The following is a 16,983-nucleotide window of genomic DNA, read 5'->3' on the forward strand; positions in this document are numbered from 1 at the left end:
GTATTCGTGCAGGCAAGTGGGGGTGAGGGGTGCGGACGCTGTGGACGCTGGACGGCTGTAGCGTCCGCAGCTTCGACGTGTCCGGGCCGCTGGTGTGCGGCCCGGCCCGGTAGGTGTTCCGGTGACGTCAGGGCTGTTCAGGTGGGGTTCTGCCGTGCCCCGGCGGGGCTACCTCCGGCCAGAGGGAGGCTTGTTCGGGTGCGGACGCTGACTCGTCTTCGTCGGGTGCGCGGGACAGGGTGAGAAGTCGGTGTCGGTGCCGGTCGCGGCTATGTTGCGTGTCGTCCACGGTGATCCCGATGGACCGCAGCAGCGGGGCGAGTCGCTTGACGCGTCCGCTCGCGCGGGTGGCGTCCTTGGGCCAGTTCGGCGGGCGTACGAGCGGGGCGGGGAGGGCTTCGAGCAACTGGGCGGCCGTGCCCTGCCAGGTGTCCGCCTGGTCGACCAGGGCGGCGATGGCCATGGCGAATTGGTCGCCCTCCATCGCGTCCGTGGCGACGTTCGCCGACGTGGCGAGGTAGTCCTCCAGGATGCGCCAGCCCTGCGTCTGGTCGACGGCCGCCAGCACGCGGGCGAAGTCGGCCATGCGCGGCATGGACTCCAGCCGCACGCTGGGGAGCACCGCGAGCGCGCACGCCAGGACATCGAACAGGGCCCCGAGCACGGCGGGCCGTACGGTCTCAAAGGTGGCGTCCAACTCCTCCTCGGAGCGGCGCCGGGTGGATTCGATGAGCTGCAAGTCCAGCAGCAGGACCCGTTCGGCGAGGTCCCCGGCGAGGGCTCCCGCGTCGATGGTGGTCATGGCCAGCACCCGCCGGAAGGTGAGGACCACGACGTCGTCATCGGTGTACAGGGCCCGGTCGACCACCCCGTCGCCGGTGACGGCCTTGCACAGGGTGTCGGAGAGCCACGGCGGGATGGTGCTGATGTTGTCCAGGCAGAGCGCCCATGAGCTGAAGGCTTGGCGTGACCATGCCTTTTCGTCCCGTGGCTGACTGCGCTTGGCGGCCGGGGAGGGGTCGACGAGGTTGATGAACATCTGCGCGGCTTTGGACTTGCCCGTTCCCTGCTCGCCCTTGCACACCAGCGCCGGGTGGGGGATGTCCGGGATCCAGGCCGCGACCAGCCAGCCCACGAGCTGATGGAACGTGCTCTCGTCCATGTTCAGCAGCGCGTGCAGCTTGGCCAAACCGTCCCCGTCCAGCACGGGTTGCGGCATGGGGGCCATGGCGCCGGATCGGCGGAAGAGGACCGGGGCCCGGTCGACCACGTTCCAGCCGACACCGGTCACGACGACCGCGCGGCCGTCGGCGCTGCCGAGGTCGACCACGATGGCGCCGGCGGGGTCGCGGCCCACCCGCAGGTTCACCACCACCGGGTCGGTGTCCTCCGCGATGCCTTCCAGCACGGTCATGGCGTCCGCGAGGGCGGACTGTGAGGCGACCTCTCCGGGGTAGGCGTCCGCGAACTGCCGGGCCAGGCGCTGACGCACACCCGCCCGGCCCCGCAGCGGGAGCGCGATGTTCGGGCCGTCCAGGGCGACCGCGTAGGGGCGGCCGTCGGTAGACATGACGAACCGGTACTGCTCACGCGCCATGGCCACGATCCGCGCGGCGGCCGGTGGCGGCTTGCCGTCTCCGTCGGTGTGCGGGGCCCGTGCGGGCGTACGACCTGCCCGTGTGGCCCGGCCGTCCGCACGTGCGGGCGTGCGGTCGACCCGTGCGGGGTCGGTGTGCGGATCGGTGTTCACGGCGGTGTTCACCGCGTTCACCGGTCGGGCTGTCCCATTCACGGGTCGGGTCGATCCGTTCACGGGGGTGTTCACCGCGTTCACGCGGGCACCGCCTCTCCGGTCGGGCCCGCGCACGTCCGCACTGGTCGGGGCGCGCGCAGGCAGTTCGGTCGGGCCGACGGCCGCCGTTCACGGCGGCCGTGGCAGGTCGATTGACGCCGGTCAGGGGTCGACCGTCGGGCGGTCGGGTCGGGCGACCACACGGCCGCGAAAGTCGGCTGGTGGGTGTGCGCGAGTCGGGCCAGCAGTCGCCAGACGGCGAGCGTGAACGACGCCGTGAACACGTCGTGAGCGGCCGTGAACGCGGGGCCGTAGACGTGAACAGTCGGGGCGTCGACGGTCGGGGCGACGGGCGTCGAACCCCCGTTGACGGGCGTCGAGTCGGCGTCGATCCAGGGCGTGACGTCCGGCGTGACGCTGGGTGTGACGCGGGTCGTCACGCTGGTGAGAGACGCGCCGCTGTCCGCCGTGTCGACGGGCGTCGAAGCGTTGTTGACGCCCGTCGACGGGAACGTCGCGCACAGCACCAGGGCGAGCGAGAGCGGGAGCCGGTTGGCCTTGGTGTCGTTGCACGACCGGCAGGCCAGCACGAGGGCCGATACCGCCCAGGTGCGCCACAAGCTCACCGGGACGATGTGGTCGGCGGTGGCTTCCCGGAGCTCCCGGAACGGACGGCGGCAGTAGTAGCACTGCTGTCCGTCGCGGGCGGCGAGCCGCTGCTTACGGGCTCGCCGCCGGTGCGAGTTCAGATGCGGCGGACGGTTGCTCACGCCGCGACCGCCAGGTCACGGGTCGCCGTCCCACGGAACAGCCCGTACGGGCGGATCATGGTGACCAGACCCTCAGCGCGCAGGATGTTCATGGCGGCGCGGACGGTCTTCGCGGAGCACTGGAAGCGGGGGGCAAGGTCGCGCTCCGCCGGTACCCGCTCACCGGGCTTCAGCGCTTCCACCTCGCCGCGCAGCGTCTCCGCCAGGGCGCGAGCGGCGGCACCCTTCTCACGGAACGTGCCGCGCATGGTGACCTGCCCGGCCACCTTGAGCGAAGAGGCGGCGCTGTACGCGCCCATGATTGCCCAGCGGTCGACCCCGAGTCGGGCAGCGATCTGCTTGCTGTCCAGCCCTTCGGCCAGGTGCATGAGCAGCACCTGACGCGGCAGGTCACCGATGCTCAGCAGCGCCTGACGCCGGGTGTCATCCAGCGTGGCCAACGCCCCACGCTGCCAGGCCGGGAGGGACTCCACCACAACCGGCTCGCGCGCCATCTCCGGGTGACACATCTGGACCCGTAGCAGCGCCGTTTCGAACAGCCGGTCACCGGTGTGCAGGCTGCACCCCAGACGCGACGCCACGACACTCTTCGAGCAGCCGTCCAGCCGCATCAGCAGCGCCTCACGCTCCCGGTCCGGCAGGTCGGCCAGCAGCCGCAACAGTTCCTCCGACCGTTCGGCAAGAGGCTGCTCCTGCTGCTCCTCCACCATCGGGGCCAGCACGTAGGCCGTGATCGGTCGCTAAAGTCCATCGGCCGCTCGTACGACGACGACCGCTTAGTAGCAGAGGGTGGCCGGACGCTGGCGGACGCTACACATTTTGTTTAGCGTCCACAGGAACAGTGCAGGTCAGAAGTGGTGGGGGAGGCTCGACGGACGCTGCGGACGCTGTTTTCCCTCAACTCTCTAGTAGGGCTTTGTTAGGTCCTGTGGTGGGGTTCGGGTGCTGGTGCGGGTTGGCCGCATATCGAGCAGGCGCCGGTCCAGGTGGCCAGGAGGGCCTGGAGTTCGCGGAGGACCGCGTAGAGGGTCAGGCCGGCGCAGGGGCTTTTGGGTCGAGCCTGAGCATGGTGCAGAAGGCCTGGGCGAGGGACGCGAGGGTGACGTGGCGGTGCCAGCCGAGGTAGTTGCGGCCCTCGAAGTGGTCCAGGCCCAGACCGTCCTTGAGCTCGCGGTAGTCGTGCTCAACTCGCCATCGGATCTTGGCGATTCGTACCAGTTCGCGCAGTGGGGTGTCGGCGGGAAGCGTCGAGAGCCAGTAGTCGGTTGGCTCGGCGGAGTCGGGTGGCCACTCGACGAGCAGCCAGCAGTCGGGCAGGGAGCCGTCGGCGGCGCGGCGGATGGTGCGGTTGGCCGGTCGGACCCGCAGGGCCAGGAACTGCGAGCGCATCTCGGCGTTCGGGTTGCGTCTGGTGGCCTTGCTGCCCTGGCGCCAGGTGACGGTGCGGGTGGCCGCTCGGCCGACGGCCAGGGCCAGGGCGCGCAGGGTGGTGTGCGGTTGGGGGTAGGCGGACACGGGAGGGCGGCCCTGCCCGGAGTACGGCGGGCGTTGGGGTGTGGCATTGCCGGGGTGCGCGGTCGTGGTGGCTTTGACCGCGACCGCGTAGGTCAGGCCGCGCTCGGTCAGGCCCTCGCGAAAGCCGGTGGCGTCGCCGTATCCGGCGTCGGCGGCGACCGGAAGGTCGGGCAACTCCCAGTTGTCGCGCACCTCGTCGAGCATGTCCAGCGCCAGGCGCCACTTCTCCCGGTGCCGCTCGGTGTCCGGGATTCCCGCCTTGGCGCGGCGGCGCCGGATCGCCTCGGCCATCAGCGCGTCCTCGCCGTACTTGGTGTCGTCCCAGCTCTCGGGCAGGAACAGGCGCCAGTCGACAGCCGATGACGCACGGTCACTGACCAGGTTCACACTGACGCCGACCTGGCAGTTGCCGCGCTTACCCAGGGCGCCGCAGTACATCCGCGCCACCCCCGGTGAGTCGTAGCCGTCCTTGGGGAAGCCGACATCATCGATCGCGTACGCCTCGGGAGAAATGTGCGCGGCAGCCCAACGGGCCAGCCGCTCACGGACCTTGGAGTAGTCCCAGGTGGACGATGAGACGAACTGCTGCAGCTGCTGGTGGTCCACGCCCAGGCGCTCGGCCATCGGCTGCATGGACTTGCGCTTGCCGTCCAGCATCAGCCCGCGCAGATACAGCTCGCCCTTGGCCCGCTGGTCCCGACGCGCCAGCGAACCGAGCATCTCCGCCGCGAACGCCTCCAGGCGCGGGCGGACCGTCTCCATCTCCTCAGGTGTCACACCTGACAGAACATCACAATCTACCTGACGATGATCAATCGGGGTACCTAACAAAGCCCTACTAGTAGTGCTTGGTCAGGTTCGTAGCGGGGTTGGTATGTCGCGGTGGCAGGTGGGGCAGGCGCCGGTCCAGAGGGCGAGGAGGGTCTGCAGCTCGCGGATGACCTGGTAAAGGCTCAGGCCGGCGCCGCGTCTTTTGGGGCTCGTGCCAGTCGTTGCAGGGTGCAGAAGGCGTGGGCGACGGAGACGAGGGTGACGTGGTGGTGCCAGCCGTTCCAGGTGCGGCCCTCGAAGTGGGCAAGTCCCAGGGCCTGCTTCATCTCGCGGTAGTCGTGCTCGATGCGCCAGCGCAGCTTGGCAAGCCGGACCAGTGTGGTCAGCGGGGTGTCGGCGGGCAGGTCGGACAGCCAGAACTGGACCGGCTCGCTCTGGCCGGCGGGCCATTCCGCCAGCAGCCAGCACTCGGGCAGTTCCGGGCCGTCGGTGGCCTGCCGGATCTCGCGCCCGGCAGGCCTGATCCGCAAGGCCACGAACCGGGAGTACATGCGCTTGAAGCCGGAGCGGCCGGTGCCGGGCCGGGAGCCCTCACGCCACTGGATGGGCCGTGCGGCCTTCCGGCCCGCCGCGATGACCAGCTCTTTCACCGACCGCGGCCTGTCCGGGTACTTCGGCACCGGCGGCCGTCCCGTCCCGGAGTACGACTCGCACACCGGCACCGCGTCGCCGGGCTGGGCCGACAATGTGGTGGAGATCCCGACGATGTAATGCATGCCGCGGGCGTTCAGGCCGAGCCGGAAGGCTGCGGCGTCGCCGTATCCGGCGTCCGCGATGGCCAGCGGTACCTCGATCCCCCAGGAACGGGTCTCGTCGGCCATGTCCAAGGCCAGCTGCCACTTCTCCACATGGCCGACGTCCTCGGGGATGCCGCAGGACCGGCGGCGGGCGACCTTGTCCGCATCCGCCTTCGGCGATGCGGGATCCCAGGTCTGCGGCAGAAACAGCCGCCAGTTGACCGCAGCCGAGGCATGGTCGGAGGCCAGGTGCAGCGAGACGCCCACCTGGCAGTTGGTGACCTTGCCCGCGGTGCCGGTGTACTGCCGCGACACGCACGCCGAGGCGCTGCCGTCCTTCAGGAAGCCAGTGTCGTCGAAGACCAGCACGGTGGGGTGGATCTCCGTCTCCATTTTCCAGGCCAGACGGGCCCGGATGTGGGAGGGATCCCACGGGCTGGTGGTGATGAAGTGGGCCAGGGCCTGCCGGTTGCCGTCCTCGCCCAGCCGGGCGGCCATCGGCTCGACCGACTTGCGTTTGCCGTCGGTCAGCAGTCCGCGCAGGTAGACCTGGCCCCACCGGCGCTGGTCGTTGCGCGCAAACGGCTCGAACATCTCCGCCGCGAACGTCTCCAACTCACCACGCACCGCAGCAATCTCGTCTGGCGTCACACCACCTCAACGACACACCGAACCAAGAGACACGCTCAGCGCATCCAAATCTGACCAAGCACTACTAGGTGAGTGAAACGTCTGGTCGAAGCCACTCGTTGATGGCCGCCACCAGGACGGTTGCCTGGTAGCGGGCCGCGAGTTTGTCGTACCGCGTGGCCGCGGCACGGTGTCTTTTGAGGCGATTGACGCCGCACTCGACCGCGCGCCGGGCCTTGTACTCCTCGGGATCGGCTGTCGGCGGACGGCCGCCGCGCGAGCCGCGTTTCTAGCGGCTGCGGGCCTGATCGGCCTTGTCCGGGATGGTGCAGCGGATGCCGCGCCGCCGCAGATAGGCGCGGTTCTTGCGGGAGGTACGCCTTGTCGGCGCGCACCCGCCGCGGCGGGGTGCGCGGCCTGCCCGATCCCGGTCGGGGCACCCCGACCCGGCCCGAAACGGCCTCGAACTGCGGGGAGTCCCCGCGATGCCCGGCGGTGACCACGATGGACATGGGCTACTGCCCCTGCTCGACCGGCTCCAACCCCCTTCGTTACCGGCCCGACACCCTCGACGGCTTCATAGCCGGAACCGGCCTGACCCTCGACGGTCCAGCGTCACCCTGACAAGCCGAAGTCAGTAACGCCCCCTTACATGTCACCGAACCACTTCTGGAACAGCAGACGGATGGCACCCGGCGTAATCGGTCATGGTCTCCATTGTCCCGACCACCCGACGGGTGGTCACGCTGCCCGAGGAAGTCCGCGACCGCGACGACATGCCCCATTCCAAGTCAGGCCGCGTCGCGGAGCATCGGGGCGGCCGGAGCCGACGCTGTGCCGAGGGCCAGCATCGCGGTGGCTGTGAGTGCGGCGGGTATGTGGTCCGGGGGCATGAGGATGACCGACCATGGTTGGGCCTGACCGTTGCCGCCCGAGTTGCCGATGAGCATCATCGTGATCACCCAGGCGACGGGAGTAATGGCGGCCGCCTGATGACCCGCCACCCGGCGGGCGCACAGCATCAGCCCGACCAGGAACGCGGTGTTGCGGCCGGCGGTGTTCGCGGTCGAGGCGTCGAGGAGCACGGTGACGGTGTACGCCACGGCCACCGTGGCCAAGGCGGTGATCAGGACCAGTGCCTGGTCGAACCGGGGGACGGGACGGCTGCCCGAGGCCTCGGCGGCGGGGAGCCTGCTGCTGAGGCAGAACGCGAGCCCCATGCAGGCCAGGAGCGGGGCGAAGAGAACCAGGGGCCGGGCGGCGTCGCTGCCCAGGGAAGGGAGATCGACCATCGTGTCCCCGGCCGCCGCGGTCAGCGCGGCGTACGCCACGAGAGCGGCCGCGAGGACCGGGATCTGTCGCGTTCTCAGCCACAGGTGCATCGGATCACCCTTCCGCACTGGCGACGGCCGGCATGGTCTCCGGAGCGGGTTTGCACTGCTGGAGCAACGTGACGTTGCGCGTGAACCACGACAACTGCTCGTGGGGCGACAGCTTCGTCTCCCTGTCCACCACGGACATCACCCGGGGGTCGGCGGCCAGCTTCTGACTGTACTGACTACGGATCTCGTCGACGTCCATGCCGGCCTTGACCATGAGCCAGGCCGCGAGCGTGCCCGCATGGCCGGTGCGGGCATCGGACTTGGTGGGACACGGCGGGATCGTCGGCAGCGCCGACGCCGCGATGCTCGCCCTCACATCCACGTCGCTCATGCCGCGGAGGAGGAACAGCCGCCACGTCCCCGGATCGATGTCGGCTGCCTCGGAGACGAACGCGATCTTCTCGGGCGGCTCCAAGCCCGCTTCGACGAGGCGCGGCACGATCTCCTTCGCGGCGGCGGCCAACTGGTCCAGGCTGCCGGCCACCTCCACGGGGACGCAGATCCTGGGGGAATCGCCGGTGCACACGGGCGGGTCGGTGCGGGCGCGCAGCGGCGGGTCACCGTTCCAGTCGCGCACGGGCAGAACGGCCGAGACGGTGAACACGCTCAGGCAGACCAGGGATGCGACAGCCGCGGCGCCGACGCGTACGACGCGGGTGCGACGCCACCGGGCGATTTCCGCGCTGACCAGCACGGCCGCCAGGACGCCGGTGGCCAGCACCATCGGTACGGCGAGCGCCACCGGGTTCATGGTGATGGTGACGTCCCCGTAGGGGGCGGCGAGCCATCCGGTGAGTTCTCGCAGCCACATCGGGTCGACGACCGTGACGGGCATCACCAGGCACAGGTAGTCGATCACGAGGATCAGCGGCGTGGCCAGGATCCGTGGCAGCAGCATGCCGAGGCCGTAGCCGAGGACTGTGTGGACGGTGATGAGGTACCCGGCCATGGCCAGCACGCCCAGGTGCGGCCAGTCATGTGCGGCGCCGGTCTCCAGGCGCACGGTCAGCAGGCACACCATGACCCCCGCCACTCCGAGAAGTGCCACGGGCCACAGTGCGCTGATCGCGATCGCGTATCGGCCGCGCACGGGCGCTAGCCGGTGGACCCCCGCCCTCCTCATGCGCCCGGCCTCCCAGGCTGCGAAGGCCGCGCATGCGGGGGCGTAGAAGGGGAGGGTGTGTCCGACCAGGGCGGTGTTGCCGGCCCAGTAGGCCGGCTCGTTCGCCGCCTCGTGGCTGGTGACCAGCCACACCCACGCGAGGACCAGAGGAGCGATCCAGATGACGCTGGTGGTGCGCAGTGCTGTTGCTATGCGCATGCCGCCTCCTCCTGGATGGTGTCGTAGTAGGCGGCCTCCGCGACGCGGCCCGGCGCGGTGCCGGACGGAGCCAGGGCGAGGAAGTCGCGCACCGCACCGGCGAAGCGGATGACCCCGCCGTTGAGCACGACGACGTGGTCGTAGGTGTCCTCCAGGTCGGCGACGTCGTGGGTGGAGAGCAGCACGTGCTGGTCGAGACCGCCGAGGATCTCGTGGAAGACGCGTCGCTGGCGCGGGTCCATGCCGGCGGTCGGCTCGTCGAGCAGAAGAACTTCGGCCTCGTGCACCAGTGACTGGGCGACGCCGACCCGGCGCTGCTGACCGCCGGACATCCGGCGTACCTTCTGGTCGGCCATGTCGGCGAGTTCGACTCGCTGGAGAGCTCCGAGAGAAGAGTCCCAGGCGTCCCGGCGATTCATGCCTTTCAGCCAGCCGACATAGGCCACTTGTTCGCGGGCAGTCAACCGGGGAACCGATTCGATGTGCTGGGGCAGCCACGCGATGCGCCGACGGTACTCGGCGAGGTCGCCGCGCCGGTCGGTCCTGCGTCTGTCGTACGCGACGGTGCCGGCCTGCGGCCGTAGCACGGAGGCGGCCAGGGACAGGACCGTCGACTTGCCGGCGCCGTTGGGGCCGAGGAACACGGTTCGGCCGGGCGGGAAGGCGAAGGTGAAGTCCCGGATGATCGGACTGCGGCGGCGATAGCCGAACGCGGCCGCGTGGAAGCCGATGGGCATGGTGCGCGCTCTCTTACGGTGGGGGAAAGCCCGCACCGGTTCGGTGCGGGCCCTGATCTGCCTCAGATCACCACATGTGTACGCGCGTGGCGCTCAGCGTCGGTCCGCTGCCGGAACCGTTCGTGCTCCCGTTCACCGACTTGATCTGGAAGAAGAGGTCATCACCCTTCCTCCCGGTCCACTCTCCGTGGGACTGGCCTCCGTCAAAACAGGCGGTGAAGGTCTTCGTCTCCCAGTACTCGTTCGGAGCGGTGTAGTTGTAATTGATCAGCTGAACTGAGGTTGACTCGTTGACGTACCCGTGATCCGAGGTGGTGCAGTTGTAGAAGTCGATGATCGTCGGGGCCGAGCCGATGTCGGTCTTGCTGGACTGGAAGCCGGGCCGCACCGCCGTGAGGTAGCTGTCGATGGCCTGTATCGAGATCCCCTCTTGCTTACCCCCCAGCGCGTCCTCGGCGGACGCGGTAGGTGCGGCGACGAGCGGCAGCAGGGCGGCACAGGCCACGACCGTCGCGGTCTTGGACATGCTGAGAGAAGAACGCATGGATCACTCCTGGGTTTGGCGTTCGCGAGGCCGGATCGGCCTCGCCGTCCCCTCCGGGAGCACGGCCTGGATGAGGCGGCCAAGCTTCACCCGCGGTTCAGACCACACGGAAGATCACCCCGATGAACGTGATCCACTTGTGATCAACTCTAGGTCATACAGGCGTACTTGTGCAGTTCCTTGACAGGGACTTGTTGATCAAGCGCCGATTGTGAAGTCGCCTGGTGCTGAGGTTCACGGACGCGTCGGCGCTCCCGTTCGAGACGGAATGCCCAGTAGGCATCGATTCGTCGTTGCTGTGCAGACACTGAGTTGAGGATGCCTTCGGCTGCGGCCGGGCCCCGCTCGCGCGGCGGTGATGTTGACGCTGTGGCCGATGAGGTGACGGCCGGTTACGGCTGGGCGGGGCCGAGGCCGCCAAAGCCTCGCGTCTGGTAGGGGGTGGCCAGGTCGGTATCGCCGTGGGTATGTCGCGGTGGGGCGAACGCCTCGAAGACCTCGGAAGCGAAGTTCTGCAACTCGTCACGCACACAAGCCATCTCTTCCGGTATCACACCAGCAACGACACACCGAACCCACAGGACACGCAACACCCGCACCGACCTGACCAAGCCCTACTAGTAATGGGAGTAGGGACGGCTTTTCAGGCGGGGGCAGGAGCGCGGTGGGCACGGCCGTCCTGCCCCCTGCGGAAAAGCCTCCAGAAGCCCCCGGAGCGGTAGAGGCCCGACGGCGTCCGCTGGTCTGCCGTCTGCCCCTTGGAATGCCGTCCTCGGACGCGTACGGGGCAAGGTGTCAGGCCGGGGAGGGTGTCAGCGTCAGGTGTCAGGCGGGTGTTAGAACGGGTGACACCCGCGTTTGCCTAGGGGTTGGGTGTCAGGGGGCCGTAACGGCGTCAGGTGTCAGACGACCGTCAGGGCGGGGTGAGGCGTCTCGATGCGATGCTCTGGCGGTACTTCGCCGCCATGGCACGCGACGGATGCGGGTGGGCGCCTCGAAGACGCGCGGCCGCAGGCCGCTCCTTCTTGCCCTTCTTCCCCCGGCACGCTCATGCCCTTGTCGCTTGTCGTGACAAGACGGGACCGCACTGCGGGGATAGCCCGGAACAGGCTCTGACCTGCGAGCCGACAAGCGACAAGACAAGCGACAAGCGGACCAGGCCCGTGGGTTAGCCCGGACACGGTGGGGGACTACGATCTGGCGATTTCTTGCCGGAGCTGGTGGGTGAAGCGACGCAGGAGGTCTAGCGTCTCTCGGAACTCGGCCCGGCGGTCGTCCCTGCCGTCGGTGGGCCGGGTCCTCCAGACCCGACGTGCGAGAGCATCGGCGAGATCGACGGTGTCGCTGGCACAGAGCAGGTAGAGGGCTGAGCGTGCTTCCTGCATCTGGTTCGCCAACTCGTTGGCTCCGGGACCGTCGTCACTCAGCTGTGATTCCTTCAGGTAGTCCAGCAGCTGAACTACGGCCGTGTTGAAGCCGATCCCGGCTTTGAGCTTCTGCTCGCGGAGCCACATGTGATCCTGCCGGCGCGCGGTGAACCACGAACCGAACACCGCCCCTATGAGGCCGATAGCGGCCCCGATGGCCACGGACAGGATGTTCTCCACGGTCAGCTCCCCCCCGACGTATAGCGCGAGAAGCCCCAGGTGCAGGCACTGGAGCGGACCGCACCAGTGCTGCCGATGGTCCCGGGCACCCCGGAGCGGCGCAGCTTCGACTACGTCCGGCACGGCACCGTGGACCTGTTCGCCGCCCTGAACACCGCCACCGGCAAGGTGACCGGGAAGCTGTCCGCGCAGCACCGAGCGGTAGATTTCCGCGACTTCCTGGCCGAGATCGACCGCCAGACCGATCCCGGCCTGGCGGTCCACGTGATCTGCGACAACCTCTCCGCCCACAAAGCGCCAGTGGTCCATCGGTGGCTGGTGGAGCCCCCGCGCTTCCACCTGCACTTCACCCCGACCTACTCATCGTGGATCAACCAGGTCGAGCGGTGGTTCGCCGAGTTGGAACGGCGCTGCCTGGAACGCGGCGTGTTCTGCTCCCTCGATGAACTCAAGACCACACTCGAGGACTGGATCGAGATCTGGAACAGCAACGCCAAGCCCTTCAAGTGGACCAAGACCGCCGACCAGATCATCGACCGCATCTGCCGCTACTGCTCAAGAATCTCCGGACCAGCTCACTAGCTAGACGCGGTCCTGGAAGACGGTGTACCAGGGGTACGTGCCCACCACGGCACCGTCGGCCGTCACGGCCTCCAGCGTGTAGAAGTACGTGTTCCCCTTCGTCGCCGTGGTGTCCGCCCACGTCCGGGCGTCCGCCGGGAGTAGTCCGTCGTGCTGGGGCTCGTACGCCTTGGTCACCGGGTTCCACCGGCTCACGCGGTAGCCGGTGACCGTGGCGCAGCGGGCCGTGTCGGTGCACTGCCAGTCGACGGACGGACGGGTGGCCGTCGCGTTGTGGCTCAACCTGCCGAGGTTCCAGTCCCGGGTGACGGTCACGGACGGCCGGACGTCGAGCTCGGTGGCCTCGACCACGGTGACCTTCGGGTCGCTCGGGTGCAGCGTGTTGCCCCAGCGGTCCTTGGCCATCACCGCGTACACGTGCGTCTCGCCGTCCGGCAGGTCGCCGCAGAGGATCGCGAGCGGGTTGCTCGTGCCCTCCGCGCAGGTGTCGGGGCCGAGCCACTTGACCGTGCCGTCGGCCTGCCGGACGCCCGTCCACACCACGTACTCGTCGATGTCGTCCTCGGGCGAGGCGGCCCAGCTCACCAGCATGCCGTCGGCGCGCGGGGTGACCTTCACGCCGGTGACCGGGCCGGGCGCCACGGTGTCGCCGGTGCGGACGACGACCGGCGCGGAGTACGCCGACTCGTTGCCGTACGGGTCCACCGCCGTGACGGCGTACGTCACGTACGTGTTCGCGGGCATGTCCACGTCGTAGCAGTTGCCGCCGTTGCTCGCCTCGTGGCTCTCCTCCGCGACGCAGGTCACCTGGGTGCGCGCGGTCGGGTCGAACGTCTTGCCGGGCGAGCGGTACACGCGGTAGAGCCCGCCGTTGTCCCAGTCCTCGTAGAAACCGTCGGGCTGGCTCCAGTGCACGTTGGTGTAGCCGGGACGGGCGCTGGCGGTGACGCCGGTCGGGGACTTCGGTGGCATCCGGTCGACGCCGTCGCTGGTGACCGTCGCGTACGCCCCCGGGTTGCCGGCTGCGTCGAGGGCCCGGACCCGGTAGTACGTGTTCGTGTTCACGGCGCCGCTGGTCCGGTACGACGTCGTGGTCGTCGTACCGCGCAGCTCGAACGGTCCGGCAGCCGCGGACGAGGCGTACACCTCGTACTTCGCCGTGTCGGCGACTCCCTGCCAGTTCAGGGTGTCCCACCACCCGTCGCCGGTGGCGACCGTGAGTCCGGTGGGGGCGGCCGGCCCGGTGCGGTCGACGGTCGTCGCCGTCACGTCCGGGCTGCCGGTGGACTCGCGGCCGGCCTTGTCGACGGCGCGGACCTCGTACAGGAAGGTCTGGCCGGTGGCGGGCGGGGCGTCGACGAAGGACCGGGTGGTCAGCAGGGACGTCCCGCTGACCTTGGCCCAGCTGGTGGCGCTCAGCCGGCGGTACACGCGGTACCCGGCGAGGTCCATCTCCTTGTTGGCGGTCCAGCGCAGGGTGGTCTTGGCGGTGGCCTTGTCGTACGCGGCGGTGAGGCCGGTCGGGGCGAGCGGCTTGACGGTGTCGACGGCGGCCTCGGTGCGCGGGGTGTACGTGAAGGCGGCGTTGGCGACGCCGGTCCATGCGACGTAGTCCACGCGGATCGTGTGCTTGCCGGCCGGGATGGTCAGGTCGACGGTCTTGCGGGCGGTGGTGGAGACGTTCTTCCACAGGTCGATCTTCCGCACACCGTCGACGTAGACGCGCATGCCGTCCTGCGTGGCGGCGGAGAGCCGGAAGGGGCCGCCGGAGCCGAAGTCACGGGTGAGGGACCAACGGACGGAGAAGTTGTCCTTGGGCAGCGTGACGCCGGCCGGGTCGCCGTACCCGTAGTTCTCGCTGATGGCGGTGTCGCAGGCGGTGAGCTTCGGCGTGCCGCTGAAGGTGGAGTTGCCGAAGTACTGCGCCCTCCAGACGGGAGAGGTGCAGGTGACCGCCGCGGAGGCGGGGGCGGCGGTGATCAGGCCGCCGGTGGTGGCGAGCGCGGCCGTCGCGGCCAGCGCGGACAGCCGGGTACGAGTCATCACAGAGAGTGGGCCCCTTCTGGACCAAGGGAAAGGCCGTGAAACGGGTGACGCCTGTGTGACTCATGGGGCGAGAGCAGGGTTGCCCCGCCCGCTCACCATTTTTCACGGACGTTCGCCACGCGTCGGCCGTACCGGTGGACGTCAGCCGTAGCGGCGCCGCGCGCATGTTCCCGTCCGGCAACCGCTCGGCCATCAGCTGGATCGACTTGCGCCGGCCACATCCCTCCGCCATGCCCCCGACCAGCCAAGATCAGCAGACCTCACGAAGCACTACTAGTCCCGGAACCTCTCTGGCACCTCCGAGGACGACTAACGACGACAGACAACGACCACCAACGACGGGTCGAACGCAGGTCAGTTGGGGTAACTAGCCCCCTGACCAGGGCCAAAAAACGGGCCCGCCAGACCCAGGGCAAGAAGAAGTAGCCCGAACCGGTAAGCCAACACTGATCGAGCCCCCTGCCCGCGGGTTCTCCGCCGGCAGGGGGCTCGTGGCAACTCGGGGCCGTCGCAGGTCCTCAAAGGTGTTCGGGCCGCGTCCGAAGTGGCCCCGCGCACCGGGTGACTGTCAGGGGTTACCGCTCTGCGTCGCCTGCCCGCCGTCGGTCATGTCGCCGGAAGCCGGGAGACGTGCATCGTCGCTCTGGGTACGGCCGTCGCCCTGGTCCTGACGTTGACCGTCGCCCTGGTCCTGACGTTGACCGTCGCCCTGGTCCTGACGCTGAGGTGAGCAGTATTCCTGCAGCGCCGTGTTGGCCTGGGGGCCGGCCATGAGGGCCCACATGACTTGTTCGAGGCCGCCCCGCCTCTGTTCCACGGTCACTCGGCATGTCTGCCGGGCAGAGGCCGGATCCTCCTGGGCCGCGGCTGGTGAGGCGGCGGTCAGGGCTGCTGCAAGGCTGATGACGGCTGCTGCAGCCGCGCTCGCGACGGAGCGGTGCAGACAGTGCAATCGCAGGGTCTTCATGATCACACCCTGGGCCGAAAAGGGCCCAGGAAGAAGGCCGACAAGCCCTTGGGCAGGCAACTCGACCCGATCGGTCGATCTCCTCGGCCCCCGTCTGCGCGTTCCGCGGGCAGGGGCCGTCGGTGATTGCGTGGCGTCGGGTCAGACCGTCAGCGGTACCGGATGGATCTCGTCCGCCTTGTGGCCGGCGCGTTCGTGGATGCGCTGGACCGCTTCCGCCGAGGGGGCCTCGGACAGGCAGTAGACGACTCCGGAGTCCGGGTCCGCCCAGGCCTGCTTGAAGTGCACGCCCTCTTCCCCTTCTATCGCGAGGTCGGCCTGGTGGGCCTGGCGCAGCTGGTCGGCTGTGATGCCCCGCATGTCGTGATGGACGTCCATGAACTCAGCCATGGCCTCGCACCTCCTTCCCGTCCTTACTCCATGCTGCGCCCGTGCCGTAGGCAGGGCGACGCGAAGGGCCCCCGGCGCCGGCGCCGGGAGCCCTCAGGCGTCGTGGAGCGGAGTCAGCACTGGCAGGGATTGCCCTGCTGGCAGCCGCACGTGCAGCCCGAGCCGCAGCCGCACGCGCCGATGAGCGTGAGGCTGTTGATCTCGACGGGCTGTTCGCTGGCGCGTTCCTGGGTGGGGTCGGGCGTCGTACCGGGCGTGCTGGGGGATTCGGCCATGGGTCCCTCCTCAAGGCTGGTGCCTGTCAGCCCATTGCAGCCCCGTTTGCCGGGCGCATCAACGGCGCACTGTGGCTCGCGCACGCAGCGGCCCGGCCCGGTCAGGGGTTTCGCGCGCCCGTCGCTCAGGCCCCTTCGACGTGGATCTCGGGCTGGAGCTCGTCCGCGTGCTCGCCGGTGACCAGGAACACCACGCGCTTGGCGACGGCCACCGCGTGGTCGGCGAAGCGCTCGTAGTAGCGGCCGAGGAGCGTGACGTCGACCGCGGTCTCGATGCCGTGCTTCCAGCGCTCGTCGATGAGGTGCTGGAACAGCGTGCGGTGCAGCAGGTCCATCGCGTCGTCGTCGGTTTCCAGCTGCATCGCCAGATCGACGTCCTTGGTGACGAGGACCTCGGCGGTCTTGGCCATCAGGCGCTGCGCGAGCTGGCCCATCTCCAGGATCGTGGCGTGCAGGTCGTGCGGGACCGCCCGCTCGGGGAAGCGCAGTCGGGCGAGCTTCGCCACGTGCTGGGCGAGATCGCCGGAGCGTTCGAGGTCGGCGCTCATGCGCAGCGAGGTGACCACTATCCGGAGGTCCGTGGCCACCGGCTGCTGGCGGGCCAGCAGGGCTATCGCCCGGGCCTCCAGGTCGTGCTGGAGCTCGTCGACCTTCTTGTCGGCCTCGATCACGTTCTCGGCCAGCTTCAGGTCGGCATCGAGAATGGCTGTCGTGGCGCGCCCGATCGCCGACCCGACCAGCCGGGCCATCTCGACCAGGCTGTCGCCGATCGAGTCCAGTTCCTCGTGGTACGCGTCCCGCATCAGGGTTCCCTCTCGTGCGATTTCTGGGGGGATTCATTCGGGGATTCAGAGGGC

16 protein-coding genes and 2 pseudogenes are annotated in these 16,983 nt (G+C 69.1%); 2 read left to right on the forward strand and 16 right to left on the reverse strand.

Features of this window, described 5'->3' with window-relative positions:
* Positions 1-127 precede the first annotated feature (127 nt).
* From ACKTSN_RS25250 to ACKTSN_RS47550, 6 genes and pseudogenes are all read right to left on the reverse strand, one after another.
* Positions 128-1,771: an ATP-binding protein gene (locus ACKTSN_RS25250; protein WP_409471189.1), complete on the reverse strand. Its 1,644-nt coding sequence runs from the start codon at positions 1,769-1,771 to the stop codon at positions 128-130.
* Positions 1,772-1,830: 59 nt separating this feature from the next.
* A complete protein-coding gene (locus tag ACKTSN_RS25255; RefSeq protein WP_409471190.1) occupies positions 1,831-2,562 on the reverse strand; it encodes an HNH endonuclease in 732 nt (243 codons plus the stop codon).
* On the reverse strand, positions 2,559-3,284 hold the full coding sequence (locus tag ACKTSN_RS25260) for a sigma factor-like helix-turn-helix DNA-binding protein (protein WP_409471191.1): 726 nt from the start codon (positions 3,282-3,284) through the stop codon (positions 2,559-2,561). The genes ACKTSN_RS25255 and ACKTSN_RS25260 overlap by 4 nt, the downstream gene beginning before the upstream one ends.
* Positions 3,285-3,591: 307 nt before the next feature.
* Positions 3,592-4,854 carry an IS701 family transposase gene (locus ACKTSN_RS25265; RefSeq protein ID WP_409467247.1) on the reverse strand — a complete coding sequence of 421 codons (1,263 nt, stop codon included), beginning with the start codon at positions 4,852-4,854 and terminating at the stop codon, positions 3,592-3,594.
* 176 nt (positions 4,855-5,030) lie between these two features.
* Positions 5,031-6,296 carry an IS701 family transposase gene (locus tag ACKTSN_RS25270; protein ID WP_409471192.1) on the reverse strand — a complete coding sequence of 422 codons (1,266 nt, stop codon included), beginning with the start codon at positions 6,294-6,296 and terminating at the stop codon, positions 5,031-5,033.
* Positions 6,297-6,360: 64 nt separating this feature from the next.
* Positions 6,361-6,808: pseudogene (locus ACKTSN_RS47550) on the reverse strand (transposase); the annotation flags it as partial.
* A gap of 13 nt (positions 6,809-6,821) precedes the next feature.
* Between ACKTSN_RS47550 and ACKTSN_RS47555 the strand changes: the two are divergent.
* Positions 6,822-6,899, forward strand: a pseudogene (locus ACKTSN_RS47555) (transposase); the annotation flags it as partial.
* A gap of 167 nt (positions 6,900-7,066) precedes the next feature.
* Here the strand turns inward: ACKTSN_RS47555 and ACKTSN_RS25280 are convergent.
* The 5 genes from ACKTSN_RS25280 to ACKTSN_RS25300 all read right to left on the reverse strand — a co-directional run bounded on the left by ACKTSN_RS25280 (position 7,067) and on the right by ACKTSN_RS25300 (position 11,866).
* Positions 7,067-7,657: a hypothetical protein gene (locus tag ACKTSN_RS25280; RefSeq protein ID WP_409471194.1), complete on the reverse strand. Its 591-nt coding sequence runs from the start codon at positions 7,655-7,657 to the stop codon at positions 7,067-7,069.
* Between the two features lie 4 nt (positions 7,658-7,661).
* Positions 7,662-8,978, reverse strand: a complete 1,317-nt coding sequence (locus ACKTSN_RS25285; protein ID WP_409471195.1) for a DUF7224 domain-containing protein — start codon at positions 8,976-8,978, stop codon at positions 7,662-7,664.
* Positions 8,969-9,715: an ABC transporter ATP-binding protein gene (locus ACKTSN_RS25290; RefSeq protein ID WP_409471196.1), complete on the reverse strand. Its 747-nt coding sequence runs from the start codon at positions 9,713-9,715 to the stop codon at positions 8,969-8,971. Before ACKTSN_RS25290 ends, ACKTSN_RS25285 begins: the two co-directional genes overlap by 10 nt.
* 67 nt (positions 9,716-9,782) lie before the next feature.
* On the reverse strand, positions 9,783-10,259 hold the full coding sequence (locus ACKTSN_RS25295; RefSeq protein ID WP_409471197.1) for a hypothetical protein: 477 nt from the start codon (positions 10,257-10,259) through the stop codon (positions 9,783-9,785).
* Between the two features lie 1,190 nt (positions 10,260-11,449).
* Positions 11,450-11,866 (reverse strand): hypothetical protein, encoded by a 417-nt coding sequence (locus tag ACKTSN_RS25300; protein ID WP_409471198.1) that lies wholly within the window; start codon positions 11,864-11,866, stop codon positions 11,450-11,452.
* 39 nt (positions 11,867-11,905) lie between these two features.
* On the opposite strand from ACKTSN_RS25300, the gene ACKTSN_RS25305 reads away from it, so the two are divergent.
* The gene (locus ACKTSN_RS25305; protein ID WP_409471199.1) at positions 11,906-12,448 is read left to right on the forward strand and encodes an IS630 family transposase; all 543 of its coding nucleotides are present in this window, start codon (positions 11,906-11,908) and stop codon (positions 12,446-12,448) included.
* On the opposite strand, the gene ACKTSN_RS25310 is transcribed toward ACKTSN_RS25305, so the two are convergent.
* The 5 genes from ACKTSN_RS25310 to phoU form a co-directional block, all read right to left on the reverse strand.
* A complete protein-coding gene (locus ACKTSN_RS25310) occupies positions 12,449-14,491 on the reverse strand; it encodes a PA14 domain-containing protein (protein WP_409471200.1) in 2,043 nt (680 codons plus the stop codon). It lies immediately after the preceding gene.
* Between the two features lie 571 nt (positions 14,492-15,062).
* Positions 15,063-15,467: a hypothetical protein gene (locus ACKTSN_RS25315; protein ID WP_409471201.1), complete on the reverse strand. Its 405-nt coding sequence runs from the start codon at positions 15,465-15,467 to the stop codon at positions 15,063-15,065.
* A 135-nt stretch (positions 15,468-15,602) separates the two neighbouring features.
* A complete protein-coding gene (locus ACKTSN_RS25320) occupies positions 15,603-15,851 on the reverse strand; it encodes an SCO4226 family nickel-binding protein (protein WP_224734858.1) in 249 nt (82 codons plus the stop codon).
* 113 nt (positions 15,852-15,964) lie between these two features.
* Positions 15,965-16,126, reverse strand: coding sequence for a hypothetical protein (locus ACKTSN_RS25325; protein ID WP_409471202.1), 162 nt, complete (start codon positions 16,124-16,126; stop codon positions 15,965-15,967).
* 125 nt (positions 16,127-16,251) lie between these two features.
* Positions 16,252-16,929, reverse strand: a complete 678-nt coding sequence (phoU, locus tag ACKTSN_RS25330; RefSeq protein ID WP_409471203.1) for a phosphate signaling complex protein PhoU — start codon at positions 16,927-16,929, stop codon at positions 16,252-16,254.
* Positions 16,930-16,983 lie beyond the last annotated feature (54 nt).

This window comes from Streptomyces flavusporus (genome assembly GCF_046267975.1).
Taxonomy (GTDB): domain Bacteria; phylum Actinomycetota; class Actinomycetes; order Streptomycetales; family Streptomycetaceae; genus Streptomyces; species Streptomyces flavusporus.